The sequence below is a fragment of the Sphingomonas aliaeris genome, from assembly GCF_016743815.1.
Taxonomy (GTDB): domain Bacteria; phylum Pseudomonadota; class Alphaproteobacteria; order Sphingomonadales; family Sphingomonadaceae; genus Sphingomonas; species Sphingomonas aliaeris.
In genome coordinates this window covers 2,453,259-2,477,635 of record NZ_CP061035.1, presented here as the reverse complement: position 1 = coordinate 2,477,635, position 24,377 = coordinate 2,453,259, and the positions used below count along the sequence as shown (strand labels likewise).

20 protein-coding genes and 2 pseudogenes are annotated in these 24,377 nt (G+C 63.5%); 21 read left to right on the top strand and 1 reads right to left on the bottom strand.

The annotated features are described in order from the left end of the window. Window positions 1–78 precede the first annotated feature (78 nt). From efp to H5J25_RS11570, 21 genes and pseudogenes are all read left to right on the top strand, one after another. Window positions 79–642, top strand: a complete 564-nt coding sequence (gene efp, locus H5J25_RS11670) for an elongation factor P (RefSeq protein ID WP_202091140.1) — start codon at window positions 79–81, stop codon at window positions 640–642. A gap of 125 nt (window positions 643–767) precedes the next feature. Next, window positions 768–1,580, top strand: coding sequence for an inositol monophosphatase family protein (locus tag H5J25_RS11665; protein ID WP_202091138.1), 813 nt, complete (start codon window positions 768–770; stop codon window positions 1,578–1,580). A gap of 259 nt (window positions 1,581–1,839) precedes the next feature. Then, window positions 1,840–2,214, top strand: coding sequence for an NADH-quinone oxidoreductase subunit A (ndhC, locus tag H5J25_RS11660; protein WP_202091136.1), 375 nt, complete (start codon window positions 1,840–1,842; stop codon window positions 2,212–2,214). Continuing rightward, entirely contained in the window at window positions 2,205–2,744 is a 540-nt protein-coding gene (locus H5J25_RS11655; protein ID WP_202091129.1) for a NuoB/complex I 20 kDa subunit family protein, read from the top strand. Before ndhC ends, H5J25_RS11655 begins: the two co-directional genes overlap by 10 nt. Then, window positions 2,741–3,586, top strand: a complete 846-nt coding sequence (locus tag H5J25_RS11650) for an NADH-quinone oxidoreductase subunit C (RefSeq protein WP_202091128.1) — start codon at window positions 2,741–2,743, stop codon at window positions 3,584–3,586. The genes H5J25_RS11655 and H5J25_RS11650 overlap by 4 nt, the downstream gene beginning before the upstream one ends. Then, a complete protein-coding gene (locus H5J25_RS11645) occupies window positions 3,583–4,818 on the top strand; it encodes an NADH-quinone oxidoreductase subunit D (RefSeq protein ID WP_202091126.1) in 1,236 nt (411 codons plus the stop codon). Before H5J25_RS11650 ends, H5J25_RS11645 begins: the two co-directional genes overlap by 4 nt. A 168-nt stretch (window positions 4,819–4,986) precedes the next feature. Continuing rightward, complete coding sequence (locus H5J25_RS11640) at window positions 4,987–5,655, top strand: complex I 24 kDa subunit family protein (protein ID WP_202091124.1); 669 nt, start codon at window positions 4,987–4,989, stop codon at window positions 5,653–5,655. Between the two features lie 94 nt (window positions 5,656–5,749). Next, window positions 5,750–7,058: pseudogene (nuoF, locus tag H5J25_RS11635) on the top strand (NADH-quinone oxidoreductase subunit NuoF). Then, complete coding sequence (locus tag H5J25_RS11630) at window positions 7,058–7,756, top strand: hypothetical protein (RefSeq protein ID WP_202091122.1); 699 nt, start codon at window positions 7,058–7,060, stop codon at window positions 7,754–7,756. Before nuoF ends, H5J25_RS11630 begins: the two are co-directional and overlap by 1 nt. After that, complete coding sequence (gene nuoG, locus H5J25_RS11625; protein WP_202091120.1) at window positions 7,756–9,759, top strand: NADH-quinone oxidoreductase subunit NuoG; 2,004 nt, start codon at window positions 7,756–7,758, stop codon at window positions 9,757–9,759. The genes H5J25_RS11630 and nuoG overlap by 1 nt, the downstream gene beginning before the upstream one ends. Beyond that, window positions 9,756–10,937: an NADH-quinone oxidoreductase subunit NuoH gene (nuoH, locus tag H5J25_RS11620; protein ID WP_202091114.1), complete on the top strand. Its 1,182-nt coding sequence runs from the start codon at window positions 9,756–9,758 to the stop codon at window positions 10,935–10,937. Before nuoG ends, nuoH begins: the two co-directional genes overlap by 4 nt. Beyond that, window positions 10,934–11,419, top strand: a complete 486-nt coding sequence (gene nuoI, locus H5J25_RS11615) for an NADH-quinone oxidoreductase subunit NuoI (RefSeq protein WP_202091111.1) — start codon at window positions 10,934–10,936, stop codon at window positions 11,417–11,419. Before nuoH ends, nuoI begins: the two co-directional genes overlap by 4 nt. A gap of 33 nt (window positions 11,420–11,452) precedes the next feature. After that, complete coding sequence (locus H5J25_RS11610) at window positions 11,453–12,064, top strand: NADH-quinone oxidoreductase subunit J (RefSeq protein WP_202091109.1); 612 nt, start codon at window positions 11,453–11,455, stop codon at window positions 12,062–12,064. Next, window positions 12,061–12,366 (top strand): NADH-quinone oxidoreductase subunit NuoK, encoded by a 306-nt coding sequence (nuoK, locus tag H5J25_RS11605; protein WP_055778679.1) that lies wholly within the window; start codon window positions 12,061–12,063, stop codon window positions 12,364–12,366. Before H5J25_RS11610 ends, nuoK begins: the two co-directional genes overlap by 4 nt. Window positions 12,367–12,373: 7 nt before the next feature. Continuing rightward, window positions 12,374–14,505, top strand: a pseudogene (gene nuoL, locus H5J25_RS11600) (NADH-quinone oxidoreductase subunit L). Continuing rightward, complete coding sequence (locus H5J25_RS11595; protein ID WP_202091107.1) at window positions 14,502–16,034, top strand: NADH-quinone oxidoreductase subunit M; 1,533 nt, start codon at window positions 14,502–14,504, stop codon at window positions 16,032–16,034. Before nuoL ends, H5J25_RS11595 begins: the two are co-directional and overlap by 4 nt. Further along, window positions 16,031–17,476 carry an NADH-quinone oxidoreductase subunit NuoN gene (nuoN, locus tag H5J25_RS11590; RefSeq protein ID WP_202091106.1) on the top strand — a complete coding sequence of 482 codons (1,446 nt, stop codon included), beginning with the start codon at window positions 16,031–16,033 and terminating at the stop codon, window positions 17,474–17,476. Before H5J25_RS11595 ends, nuoN begins: the two co-directional genes overlap by 4 nt. Window positions 17,477–17,481: 5 nt before the next feature. Then, entirely contained in the window at window positions 17,482–18,192 is a 711-nt protein-coding gene (locus H5J25_RS11585; protein ID WP_202096329.1) for a biotin--[acetyl-CoA-carboxylase] ligase, read from the top strand. Between the two features lie 17 nt (window positions 18,193–18,209). After that, window positions 18,210–18,998, top strand: a complete 789-nt coding sequence (locus H5J25_RS11580; RefSeq protein WP_202091104.1) for a type III pantothenate kinase — start codon at window positions 18,210–18,212, stop codon at window positions 18,996–18,998. A gap of 201 nt (window positions 18,999–19,199) precedes the next feature. Continuing rightward, window positions 19,200–20,780 (top strand): ribonuclease J, encoded by a 1,581-nt coding sequence (locus tag H5J25_RS11575; RefSeq protein WP_202096328.1) that lies wholly within the window; start codon window positions 19,200–19,202, stop codon window positions 20,778–20,780. Between the two features lie 7 nt (window positions 20,781–20,787). After that, window positions 20,788–21,057 carry a DUF1467 family protein gene (locus H5J25_RS11570; protein WP_202096327.1) on the top strand — a complete coding sequence of 90 codons (270 nt, stop codon included), beginning with the start codon at window positions 20,788–20,790 and terminating at the stop codon, window positions 21,055–21,057. 951 nt (window positions 21,058–22,008) lie between these two features. Here the strand turns inward: H5J25_RS11570 and H5J25_RS11565 are convergent. Beyond that, window positions 22,009–24,324, bottom strand: coding sequence for a coiled-coil domain-containing protein (locus H5J25_RS11565; RefSeq protein WP_202091102.1), 2,316 nt, complete (start codon window positions 24,322–24,324; stop codon window positions 22,009–22,011). Between the last annotated feature and the right edge of the window lie 53 nt (window positions 24,325–24,377).

Here is a 24,377-nt window from a genome sequence, read left to right as displayed (position 1 = left end):
TCCGGCCCCTATCTTGCCGGAACGCGCGCCGGGCGCTAAGGGCCGCGCCTTCGCTCTTTCCCACGCACAGGTTCAGCCATGAAGATCAACGCGGTCGAGATTCGTCCCGGCAACATCCTCGAATATGAAGGCGGCATCTGGAAGACCGTCAAGATCCAGCATACCCAGCCGGGCAAGGGCGGGGCGTATATGCAGGTCGAAATGAAGAACCTGATCGATGGCCGGAAGACCAACGTGCGTTTCCGCTCCGCCGAAAGCGTCGAGCGGGTCCGGCTGGATACCGTCGATTTCCAGTTCCTGTTCCGCGAAGGCGATACGCTGACGTTCATGGACAAGATCAATTACGAGCAGGTCTCGCTCGACGCTGGCATCCTGGGCGACGCCGCCGCGTTCCTGCAGGACGGCATGGATGTCGTGATGGAATTGTGGGACGAACGTCCGATCTCGGTCCAGTTGCCCGACACGATCGAGGCGATGATCGTCGAGGCGGATGCCGTTGTGAAGGGGCAGACCGCATCGTCTTCCTATAAGCCGGCGATCCTCGAAAACGGCGTGCGCGTGATGGTGCCGCCGCATATCGGCGCCGGCACGCGCATCGTGGTCGACGTGTACGAACAGACGTACGTGCGCCGCGCCGACTGATACTTGCTCCCCTCCCGTTTGCGGGAGGGGTTGGGGGAGGGTAGTTCCTCCTCCGTCAACGTCCGACGTTGCGGACACGCCCTCCCCGGCCCCTCCCGCGAGCGGGAGGGTGAGGAGTTTAGAACATGGTTTCCCATTCCGGCCTGATGACGATCATGGATCGCGCTGCGCGCAAGGCGGGGCCGCGGCTGCGTCGCGACTTCAACGAAGTTCAGCAGTTGCAGGTCAGTCGCAAGGGGCCGGCCGACTTCGTGTCGATGGCCGACCAGCGCGCCGAACAGACCTTGTTCGAGGAATTGTCGCGCGGCCGACCCGATTGGGGTTTCCTGATGGAGGAACGCGGCGAGGTTGCCGGCGATCCGAACAAGCCGCGCTTCATCGTCGATCCGCTGGATGGCACGTCGAACTTCCTGCACGGCATCCCGCACTTCGCCATTTCGATCGCGGTCGAGGAGATGCTGGCCAACGGCAAGCGCGAGATCACGGCCGGTCTGATCTACCAGCCGCTGACCGACGAAAGCTTCTGGGCGGAAAAGGGCAAGGGGGCCTGGGTACAGTCCGAACGGCTGCGCGTGTCCGCCCGCCGCGACATGGCGGATGCCCTGATCGCGACCGGTATCCCGTTCCTCGGCCACGGTAATTTCGCGCAGTGGAGCCGGATCTTCGGCGCTGTGGCCCCGGAAGTTGCGGGGATCCGCCGCTTCGGCGCAGCATCGCTGGATCTCGCCTGGGTCGCCGCGGGGCGGTTCGACGGGTTCTGGGAATCGGACCTGAAGTATTGGGATGTCGCTGCGGGCATGCTGCTGATCAAGGAAGCCGGTGGGTTCGTCACCGACTATCGCGGCGGAGACCAGATGGTCGCGCGGAAGGAATTTCTGGCGGCGAACGACGTGCTTCAGTCGAAAATGCACAAGCTGATCGCCGGGGCGCTACGATAGCGCTAAGTTCGCGCCGGCCGCGTGTTTAGTGGCCGGCCGTGGCAAACGTGTTTCCGTCGAGGTCGCACCGGTGCGCTGGTTCCGTAATGAACCGCGCGCCGCGATCTGATCGCCATCTGCAGGACGGGCAGGGGCTGCGCGCCGGGCGAACGCGATTAACGCATGCCAATTGCGAGTCATTCTCATGGCTCCAACCCTTGCCCGTGCAGGCCCAGAGGCCTAAAGCCCGGGTCATCCCCTTCGCAGTTGCGAGATACCCTTGGTCGACCTGTCGCAATATCTTCCGATCCTGCTTTTCCTGGGCGTCGCACTCGTCCTGTCGAGCGCGTTCGTGTTCCTGCCGATGATCGCGGCGCGCTTTACGGGCGCGCACAAGCCGACGGCGGAAAAGCTTACCGAATATGAATGCGGCTTCCCCGCCTTCGAGGATAGCCGCAGCCAGTTCGACGTGCGTTTCTATCTCGTCGCCATCCTCTTCATCATCTTCGATCTGGAGGCGGCGTTCCTGTATCCGTGGGCCGTTTCGGTGTTCAAGCTGGGCTGGCTCGCCTGGGGATCGATGATGGTGTTCATCGCCGAACTCGCGCTGGGCCTGGTCTATGCGTGGAAGAAGGGAGCCCTGGAATGGGAGTAGAACTCGTCGCACCGGAACGTCCGGGCACGCTGCCCGACGTCGCGTTCCTCAACGATATCAACAGCGAACTCGGCGACAAGGGCTTCCTGGTCACCTCGACCGAGGAACTGTTCCAGTGGGCGCGTACCGGTTCCCTGTGGTGGATGACGTTCGGCCTGGCGTGCTGCGCGGTCGAGATGATCCACGTCAACATGCCGCGTTACGATCTCGAGCGCTTCGGCGCCGCGCCGCGTGCGTCTCCGCGCCAGTCGGACGTGATGATCGTCGCGGGTACGCTGTGCAACAAGATGGCCCCGGCGCTGCGCAAGGTCTACGACCAGATGTCGGAGCCCAAATACGTCATCTCGATGGGCTCGTGCGCCAATGGCGGCGGCTATTATCACTATAGCTACAGCGTCGTTCGCGGGTGTGACCGGATCGTGCCGGTCGACATCTACGTGCCCGGTTGCCCGCCGACTGCCGAGGCGCTGCTGTACGGCATCATGCAGTTGCAGCGGAAGATCCGCCGCGTCGGGACGATCGAGCGATGAGAGCGCCGGCGCCTGCCTATTCGCCCAACGATGGCGTGATCGACACCGCCGAGCGCGCGCTTGGCGGCAAGGTGCTGTCGAGCCTGGAGGCGGTGAACGAAGTATCGTTCACGGTCGATCGCGCGAGCTTGGTCGAGACGATGACCCTGCTGCGCGATACGCCGGGGCTGGAATATCAGCAGCTGATGGAAATTGCGGGCGTCGATTACCCGGACCGGGCCGACCGGTTCGAGGTCGTTTATTGCCTGCTCAGCCTGACGCGCAATCATCGGATCCGCGTGCATGTGCAGGCCGACGACGAAAAGCCGGTGCCGTCGGTGACGGGCATCTGGCCGGTCGCCGGCTGGCTGGAGCGCGAAGTGTACGACATGTACGGCGTGCTGTTCTCGGGGAACCCCGATCTGCGTCGTATCCTGACCGACTATGGCTTTCGCGGTCATCCGCAGCGCAAGGACTTCCCGCTCTCCGGGTTCGTCGAACTGCGCTATTCGGAAGAGGCCAAGCGCGTCGTGTACGAGCCGGTCAAGCTGGCGCAGGATTTTCGCACGTTCGACTTCACCTCGCCCTGGGAAGGGGCGGAGTACGTCCTGCCGGGAGACGAAAAGGCCAAGCTGCCGGAAGCCAAGGGCGCGCCGACGCCGCTGAAGGCGGACGAGATCGTCAAGGCCGATGCCGCGCAAACGCCGGCCGGCGCCGCAAAGGCGCCGAGCGAACCGTACGGCAAGACCACCGACAAGACCTCGCAGACCGGGGCGGGCGAGCCGCATCCCGGTAACAAGGCCGACAGCAAGCCGGCCGATCCCGATGTCGTGCCCACGCCGGGCAAGGGGCAGAACCAGTGAGCGATCATATCGAAGCGGTCGAGCGCCGCACGGATCACACGGACGCCGCGCAGGCCGATGTGGAAATCCAGAACTACACGATCAATTTCGGCCCGCAGCATCCCGCGGCGCACGGCGTTTTGCGCCTCGTCATGGAGCTGGACGGCGAGATTGTGGAGCGGGTCGATCCGCATGTCGGGCTGCTTCACCGCGGCACCGAAAAGCTGATCGAATACAAGACGTATCTGCAGGCGCTGCCGTATTTCGACCGGCTCGATTACTGCTCGCCCATGTGCATGGAGCATAGCTACGTGCTCGCGGTCGAGAAGCTGCTCGACCTGGAAGTGCCGATCCGTGCGCAATATCTGCGGGTGTTCTTCGCCGAACTGACGCGCATCATGAATCACATGCTCAATCTTGGTTCGCACGTCATGGACGTTGGCGCGATGACGCCGAACCTGTGGCTGTTCGAACTGCGCGAAGACACGATGGGCTTCTACGAACGCGCATCGGGCGCGCGCATGCATGCTGCCTATCTGCGTCCTGGCGGCGTGCATCAGGATGTGCCCCTCAAGCTGCTGACTGACATCGCCGACTGGCTCGACACGCGCCTGCCGCGACTGTTCGAGGATGCCATCTCGCTCGTCGCGGACAACCGCATCTTCAAGCAGCGCAATGTCGATATCGCCACGGTCAGCCGCGAAGATGCGATCAAATGGGGCTTTTCCGGCCCGATGATCCGCGGGTCCGGCATTCCTTGGGATTTGCGCAAGTCGCAGCCGTACGACGTCTACGCCAAGATGGATTTCGACGTGCCGGTCGGCACGCGTGGCGATTGCTACGACCGGTTCATGGTGCGCGTCGAGGAAGTGCGCCAGTCCGCGCGGATCATGAAGCAGTGCCTGAACGAAATGCCCGACGGGCCGATCTCCAGCCTGGATCGCAAGGTCGTGCCGCCGAAGCGTGGCGAGATGAAGCGGTCGATGGAGGCGCTGATCCATCACTTCAAGCTGTATACCGAAGGCTTCCACGTGCCGGCAGGCGACGTCTATGTCGCAACCGAAAGCCCGAAGGGTGAGTTCGGCGTGTATCTTGTCGCGGATGGCACGAACAAGCCGTATCGCTGCAAGATCCGCCCGACCGCGTTCAGCCATTTGCAGGCGATGGATTTCATGGCGAAGGGGCATATGCTGGCGGATACGACAGCCATTCTGGGCGCGATGGATATCGTGTTCGGGGAGTGCGACCGTTGAGTGGTGCAGGCTTTCCGCTTTGGATTTACGGCGCCGTGGCGGCGATGATTGCCGGCTGTGCTTTCGGCGCCGGATCGATCGCACCGGGTTTGGGGATGGTCGTCGTGATCGGCGCGTCCCTGATTTGGGTCGCGTATAACGTACGCCGGTTCGGCAAGGTTAAGACACATGGCTGAAGCACCCCAGATTCCTGACGAGGCAGAGACCCGCGCACGCTGGGGCGCATTCGCGTGGTCGGACGAAAACCAGACGAAGGCGAACGAGATCCTCGGCCGCTATCCCAAAGGCCGCGAGCAGTCGGCGTCGATCCCGTTCCTCGATCTGGCGCAACGTCAGGTCGGCGCTGAAACCCAGACGCAGGGCTGGCTGCCCGTCCCGGTGATTGAATTCGTCGCGCGCCAGATCGGCGTGCCGTACATGCGCGTCTACGAGGTCGCGACCTTCTACACGATGTTCAATCTGGCGCCGGTCGGCCGTTATCATGTGCAGGTGTGCGGCACGACGCCGTGCATGCTCGCGGGCAGCGACGACGTACTCGCCGCGTGCAAGAATCATGGCCTGATCAAGGGACGAACAACGCCTGACGGCCTGTTCACGCTGACCGAAGTCGAATGCCTCGGCACCTGCGCGAACGCGCCGATGGTACAGATCAACGACGATAATTACGAAGACCTGGATTACGATCGCACGACCGCCGTGCTGGAGGCGCTCGCGGCCGGCAAGTCGCCGCCGCCGGGTTCGACCACCGGCCGCAAGTCGAGCGAGCCTGTCGGCGGGCCTACGTCGCTGAAGGCGATGGTCGACGAAAATCACGATTATCGCGGGGAATGGGCATGAACCCGGCCGTGTGGATCGCCTTGCTCGCGGTGTTCATGGGCGCTGGCCTGATGATGTTCATTGCAATCTCGGGCGCGAAGAAGGGCAAGAAGTAATGCTCGCCGATAAGGATCGCATCTTCACCAACGTGTACGGGTTCCAGCCATGGAATCTGAAGGCGGCGATGGCGCGCGGCGATTGGGACAAGACCGCCGACCTGATGAAGATCGGGCAGGACGGGCTGATCGACAAGGTCAAGGCATCGGGCCTGCGCGGGCGCGGTGGGGCAGGCTTCCCGACCGGTATGAAGTGGAGCTTCATGCCAAAGGAACCGAAGCCGGACCGTCCGAACTTCCTCGTCATCAACGCGGACGAATCTGAGCCCGGATCGTGCAAGGATCGCGAGATTATCCGGCACGATCCGCACAAGCTGATCGAAGGCGCGTTGATCGCCGGCTTCGCGATGCGCGCGCGCGCCGCGTACATCTACATCCGCGGCGAATATATCCGGGAGGCGGAGACGCTTTTCGCTGCCGTGGCCGAGGCTTATGCGGCCGGTCTGATCGGCAAGAATGCGTGCAAGTCCGGCTACGACTTCGACGTCTTCGTCCATCGCGGCGCGGGCGCGTATATCTGCGGCGAAGAGACGGCGATGCTCGAAAGCCTGGAGGGCAAGAAGGGCCAGCCGCGCCTCAAGCCGCCTTTCCCGGCGGGCGCGGGGCTGTACGGCTGCCCGACCACGGTGAACAACGTCGAGATCGATCGCGGTCGTGCCGACGATCCTGCGCCGGTCGCCGGAATGGTTCGCCAGCTTCGGTCGCGAAAAGAACGAAGGCACGAAGCTCTTCCAGATTAGCGGCCATGTGAACACGCCGTGCGTCGTGGAAGAGGCGATGAGCATCACCTTCCGCGAACTGATCGAGACGCATTGCGGCGGCATCCGTGGTGGCTGGGACAATCTGCTCGCCGTCATCCCGGGCGGGTCGTCCGTGCCTTTGGTGCCGGCCGCCGAGATCATGGACGTCCCGATGGATTTCGACGGCCTGAAGGCGGTCGGATCCGGTCTCGGCACTGCGGCCGTGATCGTGATGGACAAGTCCACTGATATCGTCCGCGCGATCAGCCGGATCTCCTACTTCTACAAGCATGAAAGCTGCGGCCAGTGCACGCCGTGCCGCGAAGGTACCGGCTGGATGTGGCGCGTGATGGAGCGGATGCGCACCGGCGATGCCGACATCAGCGAGATCGACATGCTCCAGCAGGTCACCAAGCAGGTCGAGGGTCATTCGATCTGCGCGCTCGGCGATGCTGCGGCATGGCCGATCCAGGGGCTAATCAAGCATTTCCGTCCGGAAATGGAGCGGCGGATACTCGAACGAAACGGCGGCGGCGATCTGTCGCCGATGATGGAAGCGGCGGAATAATGAAGCGCACGTTTCTATTTCCGGCCGGGATGATGCTGTGCTTTCCCACCCCGTCCTTGGCAGCGACAAAGCCAAGTCTCGATGGCGAGAAGGTCCTCGCTGATTTTGCGCGATGTGCTGTGCGTGAAGCGCCGCAACAGTCACGCCGGGTGATCGAATCCATGCCAGAGAGTGCGGATGAGCAGACACAAATCGATCGTCTGTTTCAAAAGCATAGCAAATGCATGAGATTGGGCACTTCGATCCAGAGTGCGGGGTTGGCGGCGTCGGTGAACCTCGGACAAACGTCGCTCGGGGCGGCTGCTGCCCAAATGGCGAACGATCGACGACAAATGATTTTTTCCCGGCGGGCGCTTCGAGGCGCTATCGTGACGCGTCTTTATTTGGGGTCCGGTGAGACGTCAGGTACCGCCTCGCAAAACTTCGCCTCAGTCGATCGGGCGGATCGTTTGCTGCCAGTTGGGTATGTGGTGGTTCGTTGCGCCGTTGATCGCGAGCCGCTCGCGGCCGATCGACTTGTGCGTGCCAAGCGTATGTCCGTTGCAGAAAGTGATGCCGGACGGGCGCTGGCACCGGCGCTCAATGCGTGCGGACGGGGCAAGGGCAGGGTCGATATTAGCGGTACTGCAATTCATGGCTGGGCTGCAGAGGCTTTGTATAAACGGCGGCATCCTGTCGCCACGGCGGAATCCAATTAATGCCTAAAGTCAAAGTAGACGGCGTCGAGGTCGAAGTTCCTGCCGGCGCCACCGTGCTGCAGGCTTGCGAAATCGCGGGTAAGGAAATTCCGCGTTTCTGCTATCACGAGCGTCTGAGCATCGCCGGCAATTGCCGCATGTGCCTGGTCGAGGTGAAGCCTGGTCCGCCCAAGCCGCAGGCGTCGTGCGCGTTGCCGGCCGCGGACAATCAGGAAATCTTCACCAACACGCCGATGGTGAAGAATGCCCGCGAAGGCATCATGGAATTCCTGCTGATCAACCACCCGCTCGATTGCCCGATCTGCGATCAGGGCGGCGAATGCGATCTGCAGGACCAGTCGGTCGCTTATGGTCGTGGCCAGTCGCGTTATGCCGAGAACAAGCGCGCGGTGACCGAGAAGTATATGGGACCGATCGTGAAGACGATCATGACGCGGTGCATCCAGTGCACGCGTTGCATCCGCTTCGCCGAGGAGGTTTCGGGCGTGGAGGAAATCGGCGCGATCTATCGCGGCGAGGACATGCAGATCACGTCCTATCTCGAAAATGCCGTGAAGAGCGAATTGTCGGGTAACGTAGTGGATCTGTGCCCGGTCGGTGCGCTGACGTCCAAGCCTTACGCTTTCGAGGCGCGGCCGTGGGAGCTCAAGAAGACGCTGACGATCGACGTGATGGATGCAGTCGGCACCAACATCCGGCTCGACAGCCGCGGGCGCCAGGTGCTGCGCGCGCTCCCCGTGATCAACGAGGACGTCAACGAGGAATGGGCGTCGGACAAGACGCGGCATGCGGTCGATGGCCTGGTTCGCGGCCGGCTCGATACGCCGTACGTTCGCGTGAACGGCAAACTGCAAAAAGCGACCTGGGACGAGGCATTCGCCGCGATCAAGGCGGTCGATGCAGGTGACAGCGTCGCCGCGGTGCATGGCGATCTGGTCGATTGCGAAACCTTGTACGCGGCGAAGGCCTTGCTCGCGTCGATGGGCTCCACATTGCTGGAGGGCCGTCAGACGGGGATGGATTACGACGCGACGAACATCGCCGCGGTCAATTTCAACACGACGATCGCCGGCACCGAAGACGCGGACGTGATCCTGCTCGTCGGTACCAACGTTCGTTGGGAAGCGCCCTTGGTCAACACGCGCATTCGCAAGGCGATCAAGAAGGGCGCGAAGGTCTTTGCGATCGGGCCGGAGACGGACCTGACCTACAAGGCGGAGTGGATCGGCAGCGATCTGGCCTTGCTCGGCAATCTGCCGGATGCCGTGACGGAGGCGTTCAAGGACGCCAAGGCGCCGATGGTCATCGTCGGCGGCGCGGCGTTGAAGGGCGGGCATGGCGCCGCACTGGCATTGGCCACGTCGCTGAACCTGGTGCGCGATGGCTGGAACGGGTTCAACGTACTGCACATGGCGGCATCGCGCATGGGCGGGCTGATGCTCGGTTGGGCGCAGAAGGGCGGCATCGCTGATGTCGCCGCTGCCAAGCCGAAGCTGACCTTCTTCCTCGGCGCCGACGAAGTAGATTTCTCGGCCTTCTCGGGCAGTTTCAAGGTGTTCATCGGACATCACGGCGATCGCGGCGCGGCGCAGGCGGACGTTATCCTGCCGGGCGCAAGCTATGCGGAGAAGTCGGGGACCTGGGTCAATCTGGAAGGTCGCGTGCAGCGTGGCGAACGCGCCGTATTCCCACCCGGCGATGCTCGCGAGGATTGGACGATCCTGCGCGCACTGTCGGCAGTGCTCGGCAAGACGTTGCCGTTCGACACGATCGACGAACTGCGCGCGGCGATGGGCGGCGATACGCCCAATCTTGCCACGCTGGGGCTGAAGACGTTCGCGTGGAACCCTCCGGCGCTGGGCGAGACTGGATCCGGCGAGCTTTCCGGCTATCCGATCAAAGACTTCTACCTGACCAATGCGATCTGCCGGGCTAGCCCGACGATGCAGCGCTGTTCGGCCGAACTGATCCACGGCGAAGATTATGCGGAGGCGGCGGAATGACCGCATTCTTCCAGAACACTGTCGGTATGCCGTTCGAATGGGCGTGGTTCACGTCCACGATCGTCGGCATTCTCGTCATCGCACTGCCGCTGATGCTGGCCGTGGCAATGATCATCTATGCCGATCGAAAGATCTGGGCGGCGATGGCGCTGCGTCGCGGCCCCAACGTCGTGGGCCCGTTCGGACTGCTGCAATCCTTTGCCGATGGTCTGAAGGTCTTCCTTCAGGAAACGATCGTGCCGACGGCGGCGAACAAGGGCCTGTTCCTGCTTGCGCCGATCATCACCTTCACCGTCGCGCTGATCGTATGGGCGGTGGTGCCGTTCCAGGTCGGCGTCGTGCTCGCCAACATCAATGTCGGCTTGCTTTACGTCCTCGCGGCGTCGTCGCTCGGCGTTTACGGCATCATCCTGGCCGGTTGGTCGTCCAACTCGAAATATCCGTTCTTCTCGGCGATCCGTGCCGCGGCGCAGATGGTCAGTTATGAAGTGGCGATCGGGTTCGTGCTGATCTCGATCGTGCTGTGGACCGGCAGCTTCAACCTGACCGCGATCGTCGAAGGTCAGAAGGGCCTGTACGGCTTCATCAACGGCTATGCGTTCAATCCGTTGCTGTTCCCGATGTCGATCGTGTTCTTCATCTCCTCGCTTGCCGAAACCCAGCGTGCGCCGTTCGATCTGACCGAGGCGGAAAGCGAGTTGGTCGCGGGGTATCAGACAGAATATTCGTCCATGTCGTTCGCGCTCTACTGGCTGGGCGAATATGCCAACGTCATCCTGATGTGCACGCTGAACGCGACGTTATTCTGGGGCGGATATCTGCCTCCGTTCGACTGGGCGCCGCTGTATCTGGTACCGGGGATCATCTGGCTGTTCGCCAAGATCCTGTTCTTCTTCTTCCTGTTCAGCTGGGTGAAGGCGACCGTGCCGCGGTATCGCTACGACCAGTTGATGCGGTTGGGTTGGAAGGTATTTCTGCCGCTGTCGCTCTTCTGGGTGTTCCTGGTGTCCGGGTTCCTCATGCTGACGCGCGTCGGCACGGACTGCGCTCCGGCCGATCGCGTGTATCTCAAGCGATATGCGACGCCATCGGGCCTGTACGATGCCCAGCGTCCGACCTACCCGACCGACGGCGTGTGCCGCGACCGGGTCGTCACCAGAACGGAGGCCAGCCTGTGAGCATTGGTCAGTACATCAAGGCCTTCACCCTGTGGGAGTTCGTCAAGGCACACGCTTTGACGCTGAAATACTTCTTCAAGACCAAGGCGACGATCAACTATCCGTACGAAAAGAACCCGCTATCGCCGCGTTTCCGGGGTGAGCATGTGCTGCGGCGCTATCCCAATGGCGAAGAGCGGTGCATCGCGTGCAAATTGTGCGAGGCCGTGTGCCCTGCGCTGGCGATAACGATCGAGGCCGAACCGCGCGAGGACGGCAGCCGTCGTACGACGCGCTACGACATCGACATGACCAAGTGCATCTTCTGCGGCCTGTGCCAGGAAGCCTGCCCGGTCGATGCCGTGGTCGAAGGTCCGAACCTGGAATATGCGACCGAGACGCGCGAGGAACTGATCTACGACAAGGCGAAACTGCTCGCCAATGGCGACCGGTGGGAAAGCGCGATCGCGGCCAACCTTGCCGCCGATGCGCCGTACCGTTAAGCGCGCGACAACTCTGAGGGGCACACAGATTCCGTGATCCAAGCAATCGCCTTCTATCTCTTCGCGATCATGGTGATCGTATCGGGAGCGCTGACCATTACGGCGCGCAACCCGGTGCATGCCGTGCTGTGGCTGATCCTGGCCTTCTTCAACGCCGCCGGGCTGATGGTCCTGGTCGGCGCCGAATTTATCGCGATGCTGCTGGTCATCGTGTATGTTGGGGCGGTCGCGGTGTTGTTCCTGTTCGTCGTGATGATGCTCAACATCGACTTTGCCGAGCTCCGCGCCGGCTTTGCGCGCTACGCCGCGATCGGCCTCGTCCTGGCGATCGCGCTGGCGGCGGAGATCATGATCGCGTTCGGTGCGTGGAGCGCAGGCGGGATTGAACTCGGCCGCCGCGCCGCGCCGATCGACGCCGCTGTGCCCAATATCGAGGCAATCGGCATGCTATTGTACACGCGCTACCTGTTCGTGTTCGAAGGTGCCGGTCTGGTGCTGCTGGTCGCGATGATCGGGGCGATCGTGCTGACGCATCGCGAGCGTGGTGGCGTGCGTGGCCAGAATATCTCGCGCCAGGTTGCGCGCCGTCCGCAGGATGCGACGCGCAACACGCAGCCGGGCGTCGGGCAGGGGGTGGAATTGTGATCGGGTTGACGCACTATCTGGTCGTGGCGGCGATCCTGTTCGCGCTGGGCGTGGTCGGCATCATCGCCAATCGCAAGAATTTGATCGTCATGCTGATGGCGGTCGAACTGATCCTGCTGTCGGTGAACCTGAACTTCGTCGCCTTTTCCAGCTACCTGCACGATCTCGTGGGACAGGTGTTCGCGATGTTCGTGCTGACCGTCGCTGCGGGCGAGGCAGCGATCGGGCTGGCTATTCTGGTGATATATTTCCGTGGACGCGGGACCATTTCGGTCGACGACGTCAACCGGATGAAGGGGTGATCGACCAGTGAACGCGATCCTCTTCGTCGTCTTCCTGCCGCTGCTCGCCGCGATCGTGGCGGGGCTCGGCCGCAACGTCATCGGTCTGGTGCCCTCCAAGGTCGTCACGACCGGGGCGCTCTTCCTGTCCTGCGCGCTCAGCTGGCCGATCTTCCTGTCGTTTATCGGCGGGGAAGCGGAGGCCTATGTCGTGCCGGTGCTGCACTTCATCCATTCCGGCGACATGGACGTGTCCTGGGCATTGAAGGTGGATTCTGCTGACCGCCGTAATGCTCGTCGTGGTCACCAGCGTGTCCGCGCTCGTCCATCTGTATAGCTGGGGCTATATGTCGGAAGACGACAGCCAGCCGCGCTTCTTCGCCTATCTATCGCTGTTCACCTTCGCGATGTTGATGCTGGTGACGGCGAACAACCTCGTCCAGATGTTCTTTGGCTGGGAAGGCGTCGGTCTCGCAAGCTATCTGCTGATCGGCTTCTGGTTCAAGAAACCGAGCGCGAACGCCGCGGCGATCAAGGCGTTCGTCGTCAACCGCGTCGGCGATCTGGGCTTCATGCTCGGCATCTTCGGCACGTTCCTGGTGTTCAATACTGTCTCGATCCCGGAAATCCTCGCTGCCGCACCGGGTATGGCCGGATCGACGATCGGCTTTCTCGGATACCGATCTCGACACGATGACGGTCCTGTGCCTGCTGCTGTTCGTCGGCGCGATGGGCAAGTCGGCGCAGCTCGGGCTGCACACCTGGTTGCCGGACGCGATGGAGGGGCCGACCCCGGTGTCGGCGCTGATCCACGCGGCGACGATGGTCACTGCGGGCGTGTTCATGGTCTGCCGTCTGTCGCCGATGTTCGAGACGAGCCCGGTCGCCCTGAGCGTGGTTACCACGATCGGCGCCGCGACATGCCTGTTCGCCGCGACGTGCGGGCTGGTGCAGACCGACATCAAGCGCGTGATCGCCTATTCGACCTGCTCGCAGCTTGGCTATATGTTCTTCGCAGCGGGCGTCGGCGCTTACGGCGCGGCGATGTTCCACCTGTTCACGCATGCCTTCTTCAAGGCCTTGCTGTTCCTGGGCGCCGGTTCGGTGATTCACGCAATGCATCACGAACAGGATATGCGCTATTATGGCGGCCTGCGGAAAAGCATTCCGGTGACGTTCTGGGCGATGATGGCCGGTACCTTGGCGATCACCGGCGTCGGGCTTCCCGCTGTGTTCGGCAACCATCTGGCGATCGGTTTTGCCGGTTTCCATTCGAAGGACGCGATCATCGAAGGCGCATGGGCCGCGGGCCAGCCCGGCGTGTGGTTCGTCGGCGTGCTCGTCGCATTGCTGACCAGCTTCTATTCGTGGCGGCTGATGTTCCTCACCTTCTACGGCAAGCCGCGTTGGGCGCGGTCCGAGCATATCCAGCACGCGATCCACGAGGCGCATGGTCATGGCGATCATGGCCATGACGGCCATCATGCCGCACACGATGCGCATCACGCTGCGGACGACGCGCACCCGGCCGTCGAAGATGCCGGGCATACGCCCGATACGCATTCGGCCGGCGCGCACGAACTGCCGGCAGGGACGGGTGGCTATCACCCGCACGAAAGCCCGCTGCCGATGTTGATCCCGCTGATCGTCCTGTCGATCGGCGCGATCGCGGCCGGTTTCGCGTTCCACAGCTTCTTCATCGAGCCGGAAGCGGGCGAACGGTTCTGGCACAATGCCATCGCCTTCCGCGAACATCTAATGCACGAAATGCACGGCGTCCCGACGATCATCAAACTATCGGCGACGATCGCGATGTTGCTCGGTCTGTGGACGGCCTGGCTCGCTTATATCCGGAACCCGGGCTTCCCGGCGACGCTGGCGGCACAGTTCAGCGTGATCTACGACTTTCTGCTGCACAAATGGTATTTCGACGAATTGTACCATCTCATCTTCGTGCGGCCGGCCTTCGCGATCGGGAGGTTCTTCTGGCACCGCGGGGACGAGAGGACGATCGATCGCTTCGGCCCGAACGGGTCGGCCTGGCTGGTACAGCAGGGCACGCGAGTCACCGCCAGGGTTCAAACGGGGTATCTCTATAGCTATGCGTTCGTCATGCTGATCGGCCTGACCGCCGCGATTACCTGGGCGATCTCGAAGTGAGCGGCTTTCCCATCCTGAGCGTCATGCTGGCGGTCCCCGCGATCGCGGCAGTGAGCTGCCTGTTCGTGTCGGCGAACACCGCGCGCTGGCTCGCGCTGGCCGCGACCCTGGTCGATTTCGTGCTCGGCATCGGCCTGTGGACGCAGTTCGATATCGGCGGTCCGCAATGGCAGTTCGTGGAATATCCCGGTAGCCTGGGCGTGTTCGACTGGAAACTCGGCATCGACGGGTTCGCGCTGCTCCTGATCATGCTCAGCGTGTTCCTGATGCCGATCTGCATCGGCGCCAGCTGGTCGGCGATCACCAAGCGCGTGCCCGAATATATGGCTGCGTTCCTGCTGACCGAAGTGCTGATGATCGGCACGTTCGCGGCGCAGGACCTGTTCCTGTTCTACATCTTCTTCGAAGCCGGCCTGATCCCGATGTACCTGATCATCGGTATCTGGGGCGGCGCGAACCGGATCTACGCCAGCTATAAATTCTTTCTCTACACGCTGCTCGGCTCGGTGCTGATGCTCGTCGCGATGCTGTGGATGACCAACTATGCGGGCACCAGCGACATTCCGACGCTGATGAACACCGACTTCCCGGTCCATGCGCAATTCTGGCTGTGGCTCGCCTTCTTCGCGTCCTTCGCGGTGAAGATGCCGATGTGGCCCGTCCACACCTGGCTGCCCGACGCGCACGTCCAGGCGCCGACCGCGGGGTCGGTCATCCTGGCGGGCGTGCTGCTCAAGCTGGGTGGCTACGGCTTCCTGCGCTTCAGCCTGCCGATGTTCCCGGAAGCATCTTCGGAACTGACCTGGCTGGTCCTCGGCCTCTCGGCGGTCGCGGTGATCTACACCTCGCTCGTCGCGCTGGTTCAGAACGACATGAAGAAGCTGATCGCCTATTCGTCGGTCGCCCACATGGCGATCGTCACGATCGGCCTGTTCGCGTTCAACCAGCAGGGTATCGAAGGCGCGATGATGGTCATGCTGTCGCATGGTCTCGCTTCGGGCGCGTTGTTCCTTTGCGTCGGCGTCATCTACGATCGCCTGCACACGCGCGAGATCGACCGGTACGGCGGCCTTGCGATCAACATGCCGCGCTATGCGCTCTTCTTCCTGCTGTTCACGATGGCCTCGATCGGCCTGCCGGGCACCAGTGGCTTCGTGGGTGAATTCCTGTCGTTGATGGGCACGTACAAGGTGTCGACTTGGGCGGCATTGCTCTGCACCACGGGCATCATCCTCGGCGCGGCGTACATGCTGTATCTGTACCGCCGCGTCGTGTTCGGCGAGCTGGTGAAGGACGACGTAAAGGCGATGAGCGACCTCAGCCTGCGCGAGATCACATTGCTCGCGCCGATCGCTGCCGTGATCTTGTGGATGGGCGTCTATCCCGAGAGCTTCATGGCACCAATGCGCGGAGACGTATCGACCCTGGTCGCGCGCGTCGCCCACGCGGCGCCCGCCGGGGATAGCAAGCCGACGATAGGGAAGGCAGCGCCGCCGGCCACGGCCGCGCATGCCGGGGATCATAAATGAGCACGTCCGCCAATCTTATCTTGACCCTGCCGGAGGTCGTTCTGGCGATCGGCGCGCTGGTGCTGATGCTGGTTTCCGCCTGGGGTGGTCAGGCCTCGACCCGCGCGGTATCGTGGACCGCGGTCGCGATCCTCGCCGGTGCGGGCATCGCGCTGACCGGGCCGTCCGCCAATGGTGGCCTCGCGTTCGACGGGCTCTATCATGCGGACGCGTTCGGCGCGTTCGCCAAGGTGTTGATCTATATCGCGGCCGCCGTTGCGATCATCATGGCGCCCCGTTTCTTCGAGCGCACGACGGGTGACGATCTGCGACCCGAATATCCCGTTCTCATCCTGCTCTCGTCGGCCGGCATGGGGATGATGGTGTCGGCGGGCGACCTGCTGACATTGTATGTCGGTCTGGAACTGCAGAGCCTTGCTGCCTATGTCCTCGCCAGCTTCATGCGGCGCGATACGCGGTCGGCCGAAGCGGGGCTGAAGTATTTCGTGCTCGGCGCGCTGGCGAGCGGTATTCTGCTGTATGGCATTTCGCTGGTCTATGGCTTTAGCGGATCGACCACGTTCAACCAGATCTCCACCGCCTATGCTGGCACCAATTCGCTCGGCCTGACCTTCGGTCTCGTCTTCGTCTTCGCCGGCATGGCCTTCAAGATCAGCGCCGTGCCGTTTCACATGTGGACGCCGGACGTATATGAAGGCGCTCCCACGCCGGTGACTGCGTTCTTCGCCAGCGCTCCCAAAGTGGCGGCAATGGCGATGGCGGTCCGTGTCGCCATCGAGGCGATGGGCCCGGCGACCGACGCGTGGCGCCAGATCGTGATCTTCGCGGCGCTCGCCTCGATCATCCTCGGTGCGGTCGCAGCGATCGGACAGAGCAACATCAAGCGCCTGCTGGCCTATTCGTCGATCAACAATGTCGGCTTCGTACTGGTCGGCCTCGCCGCCGGTACGCCGGACGGTGTGGCGTCGGTGCTGTTCTACCTGACCGTCTATGTCGTCATGACGCTGGGCAGCTTCCTCGTCGTGCTGCAGATGCGCGATGCGAGCGGTGAACCGGTCGAGACGATTTCCAGCCTGTCCGGCCTGTCGCAGACGCGTCCGGGGCTCGCGGCGGCGCTTGCGATCTTCATGTTCTCGCTGGCGGGCATACCGCCGCTGCTGGGGTTCAATGCCAAGCTGGCCGTGTTCAAGGCGGCGGTCGATGCGGGTCTGTACCCGTTGGCGGTCGCCGGGTTCGTCGCCTCCGTCATCGGCGCCTATTATTACCTTCGTGTCGTCAAGGTAATGTACTTCGATGAGCCTGCGCCGGAATTTCAACGCGGCGGTAGCGTGGTCGAGGGCGGCTTGATCGCCGCGGCGGCTGTGTTCGTCTCGCCAGTGGGTTGGGTGTTGCTCGCGCCGCTGGGCGTTCTCACACTCAACGCCGCACGGTCGCTCTTCTGACCACCATCCGCACTGTCGCGGAGACCGGATCGACGAACGCGGACGTGCTGGCGCTCGCCGGAACGGGCGCAGCGGAAGGGTTGTGGCTTCGCGCCGAACGCCAGTCCAGCGGGCGCGGGCGGCAGGGTAGGGCCTGGGTATCGCCGGTCGGTAATTACAGTGCCTCGACACTCGTCCGGTTGCGGCCGACCGATCCCGCCGCGGCGACGCTGGCGCTGGTCGCGGCGGTTGCCGTCGAAGAGGCGGTCCGGGTCTACCTTCCGGCCGATCCGCTTTGCCTGGAAGCTGCATTGAAATGGCCGAACGACCTGCTCATCGCAGGCGCGAAAGTGTCGGGCATCCTTCTGGAACGCAATGCCGATGCCGTCGTGATCGGGATCGGCGTCAACCTGGCGCACCACCCCGAGGGACTGGATCGGCCGACGACGAGCCTGTCCGCGCACGGCGTCACCCCCGACCCGGCCGATTTTGCCGAAACGCTCGCGGAAAGCTTTGCCCGCTGGCTCGCGCGTTGGCGCGGCGAGGGGATCGCCCCCATTCGTCAGCGCTGGATGGACCGGGCGCACCCGGTGGGCACCGCACTGAACGCCGCTTTGCCCGATGGAAGCGTGGTCGAAGGCCTGTTTCAGGGGCTCGATTCAGACGGCGCACTCATCCTCCGCTTGGCGGATGGATCGACCCGTGTCATTCACGCCGCCGATATCTTCCTGATCTAGCGCTAGGACAAAGACCAATGCTGCTCGCGATCGATGCCGGCAATACCAATGTCGTATTCGCGCTCGTCGACCCGAGCGATCGGGCCAATGGGATCAAGGCGCGCTGGCGCATCGCCACCGACCCACGTCGCACCGCGGACGAATATGCCGTCTGGCTCAGCCAGTTGCTGAGCCTGGAGGGCTATGATCGCAGCCAAGTGACCGGCGTGATCATCGCCACCGTCGTGCCCCGCGCGTTGCACAATCTGCAAACGCTGGCCCGCAAGTATTTCGGTGGCGAACCGCTGATCGCCGGACAGGCTCCGGTCGAATGGGGCATCCAGCTCGACGTGGACGAACCGAGCCAGGTCGGGGCGGACCGCGCCGTCAACGTCATCGCTGCGCATGCGCTGCATCCCGGCGACCTGATCGTCATCGATTTCGGAACCGCGACGACGTTCGACGTCGTAGATTATTCCGGCGCTTATAAGGGTGGGATCATCGCGCCCGGTATCAACCTGTCGCTTGATGCTCTTGTCACCGCCGCCGCCAAGCTCCCCCGTATCGCGATCGAGGCACCCGTCAGCACCAGCGTGATCGGCCGCGATACCGTCAGCCAGATGCATATCGGCATCTATTGGGGCTATGTCGCGATGATCGAGGGACTCGTCGGCCGGATGAAGGCCGAGGTCGGACGGCCGGTGAAGGTCATCGCAACGGGCGGTCTCGCGACCCTGTTCGAGAAACAAACCGATGTTTTCGACGTCATCGAGGGCGACCTGACGATTCAGGGGCTGGCGATGATGTGGGATCGCGCCCATATATAGTTCCAAGAGTTTCGAGTGCGCGCTCGTCCCCGCCAGGTGCGGATGGCGCCCCGCTCTTCCTCACGAGATCATCCGCGCTTTACCGCGCACCACTTTGCCGCCCGCATATTGCGCACAAGCGGCTGAATACGAAAGACAATAGTGAAAAGCTCAAAGAAAGAACTCCTCTACGTCGCGCTTGGCGGCTCCGGTGAAATCGGCATGAACGTCAACCTGTACGGGTGTGACGGCAAATGGGTGATGGTGGATTGCGGCGTGACCTTTGCCGATCCGCAATATCCGGGCATCGACCTGATCCTGCCCGATCTCGCCTTTATCGAAGAACGGCTGGACGACCTGGTGGGTATCGTCCTGACCCACGGGCACGAGGACCATATCGGCGCATTGCCGTATCTCGCCGAGGATCTGGGCGTGCCGTTGTACGCGACGCCGTTCACCGCGGGGCTGATCCGCGGCAAGCTGGACGAGGAAGGCAATGCCGATCGCGTAAAGCTGAAGGTTATCCCGGTCGGCGAAGGCTTCGACCTCGCGCCGTTTCGCTTCACCTTCGTGCCCATGGCGCATTCGATCCCCGAGCCGAGCGCGCTGCTGATCGACACGCCTTACGGCCGCATCTTCCACACCGGCGACTGGAAGCTGGACGCAGCACCGCAGGTCGGCACGCCCGCCACGCCGGAGCAGCTGACCGCGATCGGCGACGAGGGTATCCTCGCCCTGGTCTGCGATTCGACCAACGTTTTCAACGAGGATGCGTCGGGATCGGAGGCGGATGTCCGTATCGGCCTGATGGAGACGGTCGGCAAGGCGCGCGGTCGCGTGCTGGTCACCTCGTTCGCGTCCAACGCCGCGCGTCTGCACACGCTGGGTGAGGTCGCGCGCGAGACGGGGCGCCAATTGTGCGTCGCCGGCCGGTCGCTGGATCGTATCCTGAAGGTCGCCAAGGCAACGGGGTATCTCAAGGATTTCCCGAACACGATCGATCCGGATGCGGCGATGCGCCTGCCGGCGAACAAGGTGATGATCATCGCCACGGGCGGGCAGGGCGAGGAACGTGCCGCGCTCGGCCGCGTCGCGGCGGGATCCCACCCGATCAGCCTGGATGCAGGCGACACGGTGATCTTCTCGTCGAAGCAGATTCCCGGCAACGAAGTCGCGATCGGCCTGATCCAGAACAAGCTCGCGGCGAAGGGCGTAGTGATGATCACCGATCGTCAGGCGCACGTCCACGTATCGGGTCACCCCGGCCGTCCCGAACTCGCGCAGATGTACCGCTGGATGCGTCCCGAGGTGCTGATCCCGGTTCACGGCGAGATGCGTCACCTGATGGAGCAGGCACGCTATGGCCTGTCGCAGGGCGTGCCGCGCGCTTTGGTGCAGACCAATGGCGACATCGTTCGTCTGGCGCCCGGCGATCCGGCTAAGATCGGCCATGCACAGGTCGGGCGGCTCGTGCTCGACGGCGACGTCATCCTGCCGGGTGACGGCCAAACCATCAACGAGCGCCGCAAGCTGGCAGTCAACGGGCAGATCTCCGTTGCGGTCGCTATCGACAAGGGCGGCCGGATGATCGGCCAGCCTCAGGTCCGTTTGCAGGGTATTCCGGTCGAGGAGGATCGCGATCCCTTCGTCGACGAGGCGACCGATGCGCTTGTCCAGGCGGTCCGCCAAAGCGGGCGCGATCGCGCCAAGCTGCGTGAGTCGCTGCGCCTTGCGGTCCGCCGCGTCGCGACGCGCTGGACCGGCAAGAAGCCGATCGTCGATGTCCTGCTGATCGAGGCCTGACGCCATGATGAAGTGGACCTCCGCGCTGGCGATCTACTTCCTGTTCTGGTCGCTGTCCGTGTTCCTCGTCCTGCCGTTCGGTGTCCGAACGACGGACGAGGCCGGGGCGGCCCGCGTCCCCGGCCAGGCCGAGAGCGCACCGCACGAATTCCGCCCCGGACGCATCGCGCTGCGCGTGACGGTCGTGGCGACCGTGTTGTTCCTGCTGTTCCAGCTGAATTATATCTACGGCTGGATCACGCCGCAGATCATCGATCGGCTTATCCCGGCCGAGTGATCGGGCAGGGGCCCGGCGTCCGCGTGGGTCGGGTTAATTTGCTTTAGGCCCGATCGACATTCAGCTGCTAAAGGCGTGTGCGCTTCCACACCGCCCCGGCCGAGGCCGGGGTCCGGTTGGGAAAGCTGCGGTATCAAGGGGCTGTAGCTCGTTACGGACCTTCCCCGCGACTGAGCTCCGGTCTTCGCCGGAGCGGCAGGGGTGAATGTCGATACGCCCAGGACCGGCATGGTGATGCTTCGAGGGGATGCGGCGGCGGGATATCCTTACGCTTCCGGGCATAAGACGTGGCAGCTACCCCCGACCCGTTCGTGCTGAGCCTGTCGAAGCACCTTCACAGCGGACACGGACACGCCCGGCAACAAGCTCAGGGCGAACGGAAGTCTGTCGCGTTGAGTCACCTGTCCCAGGCTGCTCTTGAAATATTCCAGCAGGTTACTCAGCTTTTAAAGCCTGCTCGCAACGCATCTGCGGCGGGATATCCCGCTGATACGATCCTCGATACGACTGACGTCCGAACCGCCGCCAGACGTTTGCACCCGAGGGGCGCTCGTATCCCCACGCGTTCCCCCATTCGTTTGGAGCGAAGTCGAGAAACGACGTTAGCGGACCATCGCTAAGGTTTCTCAACTTCGCTCGAAACGAACGGGGGCGGAAGTGCTTTGCGGGAAGGCGTTCGTTCGGCAGCGAGAAGATATCGGGCTTCGACCCAGAACCGCGACAGGCGACGCTTTCCCGTCGGACTGGATGCACGCTCGATACGACGTCAAGTGAGGCAACTGCCGCGCCCCGTTTTCACGGTCGTATCTCTGCCCGGCTTGGCTTGGGACGCAACTGCAAATGACAGGAAAAAAGCGCCGGCTCGGAATCGCCTCCCGCAACCCGGGCCCAAAACGCCTTACCCTTCCGACCTAAGCACGCGATCCGCGGCCCAACCCAGCCGAAACCGCCTCAGGTCCGCAACCGCTCGATCGCCTGAGCCAAGGCGACGTACAGCTTACCCATGTCGGACGACAGCAACGTCACCCCAAGCGGCGAGCCATCGCGCTGCGACAGGATCGCGCGGAGCATCGCCTCGAAGTCGTGGATGTAGCGATTGACCTGTTCGCGGAACGCCATGTCCTCGTCATACAGGCGCAGGATGTCGCGGGCGTCGCTGGCGTCGACCAGACGGACGGCGCGGCGTGTGAAGACGCCCCGGTCGCCCTTCAGGTACGCGGCCCAGGCGCTGTCGGTCACTTCGGTCGAGAAGGTCTTGGTAATATCGATCGATGCCGAATTCAGCGCCTCGATCAGCAGCGAAACCCGCTTGGCGATGCTGTCCTTATCCGCGGCCTCGCGTTCGACGCGAGCTTCCTCGATCCGACTTTCCACCACGGCGGTCGAATCGGCGATGTTGAGCATCTGGTGCGTCAGGCGTTCGGAAGCGCGTTGCGCGGCGTTCGCGGCATCGTCGGCGGCCCGACCGATCGCGGCGATCTGCTGCTCCAGCGCGGCGTCCGTTGCGCGGCGCATCGCCTCTCCACTGGCGGCTTCCAATGCTTCGGCAGCTTCGGGGATGACGCTCGCCAGCGTCTCGCGCGCCCGGTCGGCGGCGGCGCTGGCGGTATCGCGGACGCGCAGCAGCGCCTCGACCAGCCGGGGCGCTGCCTCTTCGGCGAACAAGTTGGTCCGGTCGATCGTGTCGTCGACCATCTGGCCGATTTCGTCCGCCTTGATACGCCCGTTATTCAGCGTCGCGATCATCGTGCCGGACAATTTGTCGACCAGATCGCGTTGTCCGGAAATGACCTGAGCGATTGCCTCGATCGCATCGTGCGTGCTCTCGGCCGCAGTCACCAAGGCGAGCAGCTCCGGCTTGGCTTCCGTCACGACGCGGCGGCTCCCCGCGATACGGTCGTCCAGTCGGGCGAGCGCATCCGGCAGCGTCTCGTCGATCTCGCGCGCCGCAGCGTCCAGCGCGAGCAGCAGGTGTTCGGTCGTGGAGATGGTCGCGCGCGCCATTTCCTCGCCCGTCTTCAACGCTTCCGTCATCGCGTCGGCCGATCCGCCGAGCGCACTGATCGAGGCAGCGAGCGTCTGCGTCCGTTCGATGCCATTGCTGTGCATCGTGTCGAGCCGGCCCGAGACGTGCGAGATGCCCGTGTCCAGTTCGTGGATGATCGCATCGCTCGCCGTCCGCTGGTCGCTCAGCCTGTCGGCGATGCGGTCGATCAGCGTTTCGATCGTCGTGATGCGTGCGGACAACGCCTCGGCGCTGTCGTGTCCGGCGCGGTCGAGCGCGGCCTGGTTCGTGCCGAGCATCGCCAGCATCGCATCGCCCTGTGCGGCAATGCCCTTGCGTGCCTCATCGACGGCATCGGCGGTGCGGCCGAGCAGTCCGTCGACCGCTTCGGACATCTTGCCGGTAACCTGTTCGAGCCGGGCGCCTGCGGTCTCGCCGGTCGCTTCCATCCGCGTGATGTGCGCGGCGAGCCGTTGTGCGGCACCGCTGGCCAGTGCATCCGCCTCGCGCCCGCGGTCCGCGAGGGCGGTCAATTGCGCGTCCAGTGCCGCGGCATGCGACGCTGCGGTCAGCCCAGTGCGTTCCAGCGACTGCGCGAGATCGTCCGTTTCCTGATGCGCGCGCGGCAACATCGTCGTCAGCACGTCCAGCTTAACATGCGCGGCCGTCGCGGCTTCCGCGAGCGTCCGGGCATGCGCCTCGGTTTGGACGACCTGGTCCGCCAGGCCGGCGCCGATCGTGCCGAGCTTCACGGCCGCGCCGTCGCCCAATGCGATGAGCGTCGTGACTTGTTCGGCGAGCCGCGTGCGGTTTGCCTCGATCGAATCGGACAGCAGGGCCACGGTGCGCTCAAGGCTTGCCGCCTCATCGCGCATCGCCTGCGCGGTGCGACCGAAACGCCGCGCCTCCGCCGTGCTGTTGCGCAGGCCAAGCAGCAGCAGGATACCGATCAGCGCGGGCGGAACGCACAAGGCTGCGATGAACCCCGCCAGCGTCACGGGGCTGACATTCCCTAACGTCGGCCAGGCCAGGAACAGCGCCCCGCCGACCCATGCGAGCGACACGACGACGCCCAGCGCCGCCAGCACCTTGCCCAGCGTGCCGGACGATTCTTCATAATCGATCATGTCGGTATCGAATTGGGAAGGGCGGGCAATATCGTGGCCGGCCCGTTCGCCGATAGGGTCTGGCAGCAGTTCATCCTCCGGCACACCGTCCGAGCGATCCGATTTGAAATCGACGATGCGAGAACCCCCGTTCATCCGCATCGTGTACCACGAAACGCGCGCCGGGGAAGCGAATAGCGAAACGTTGC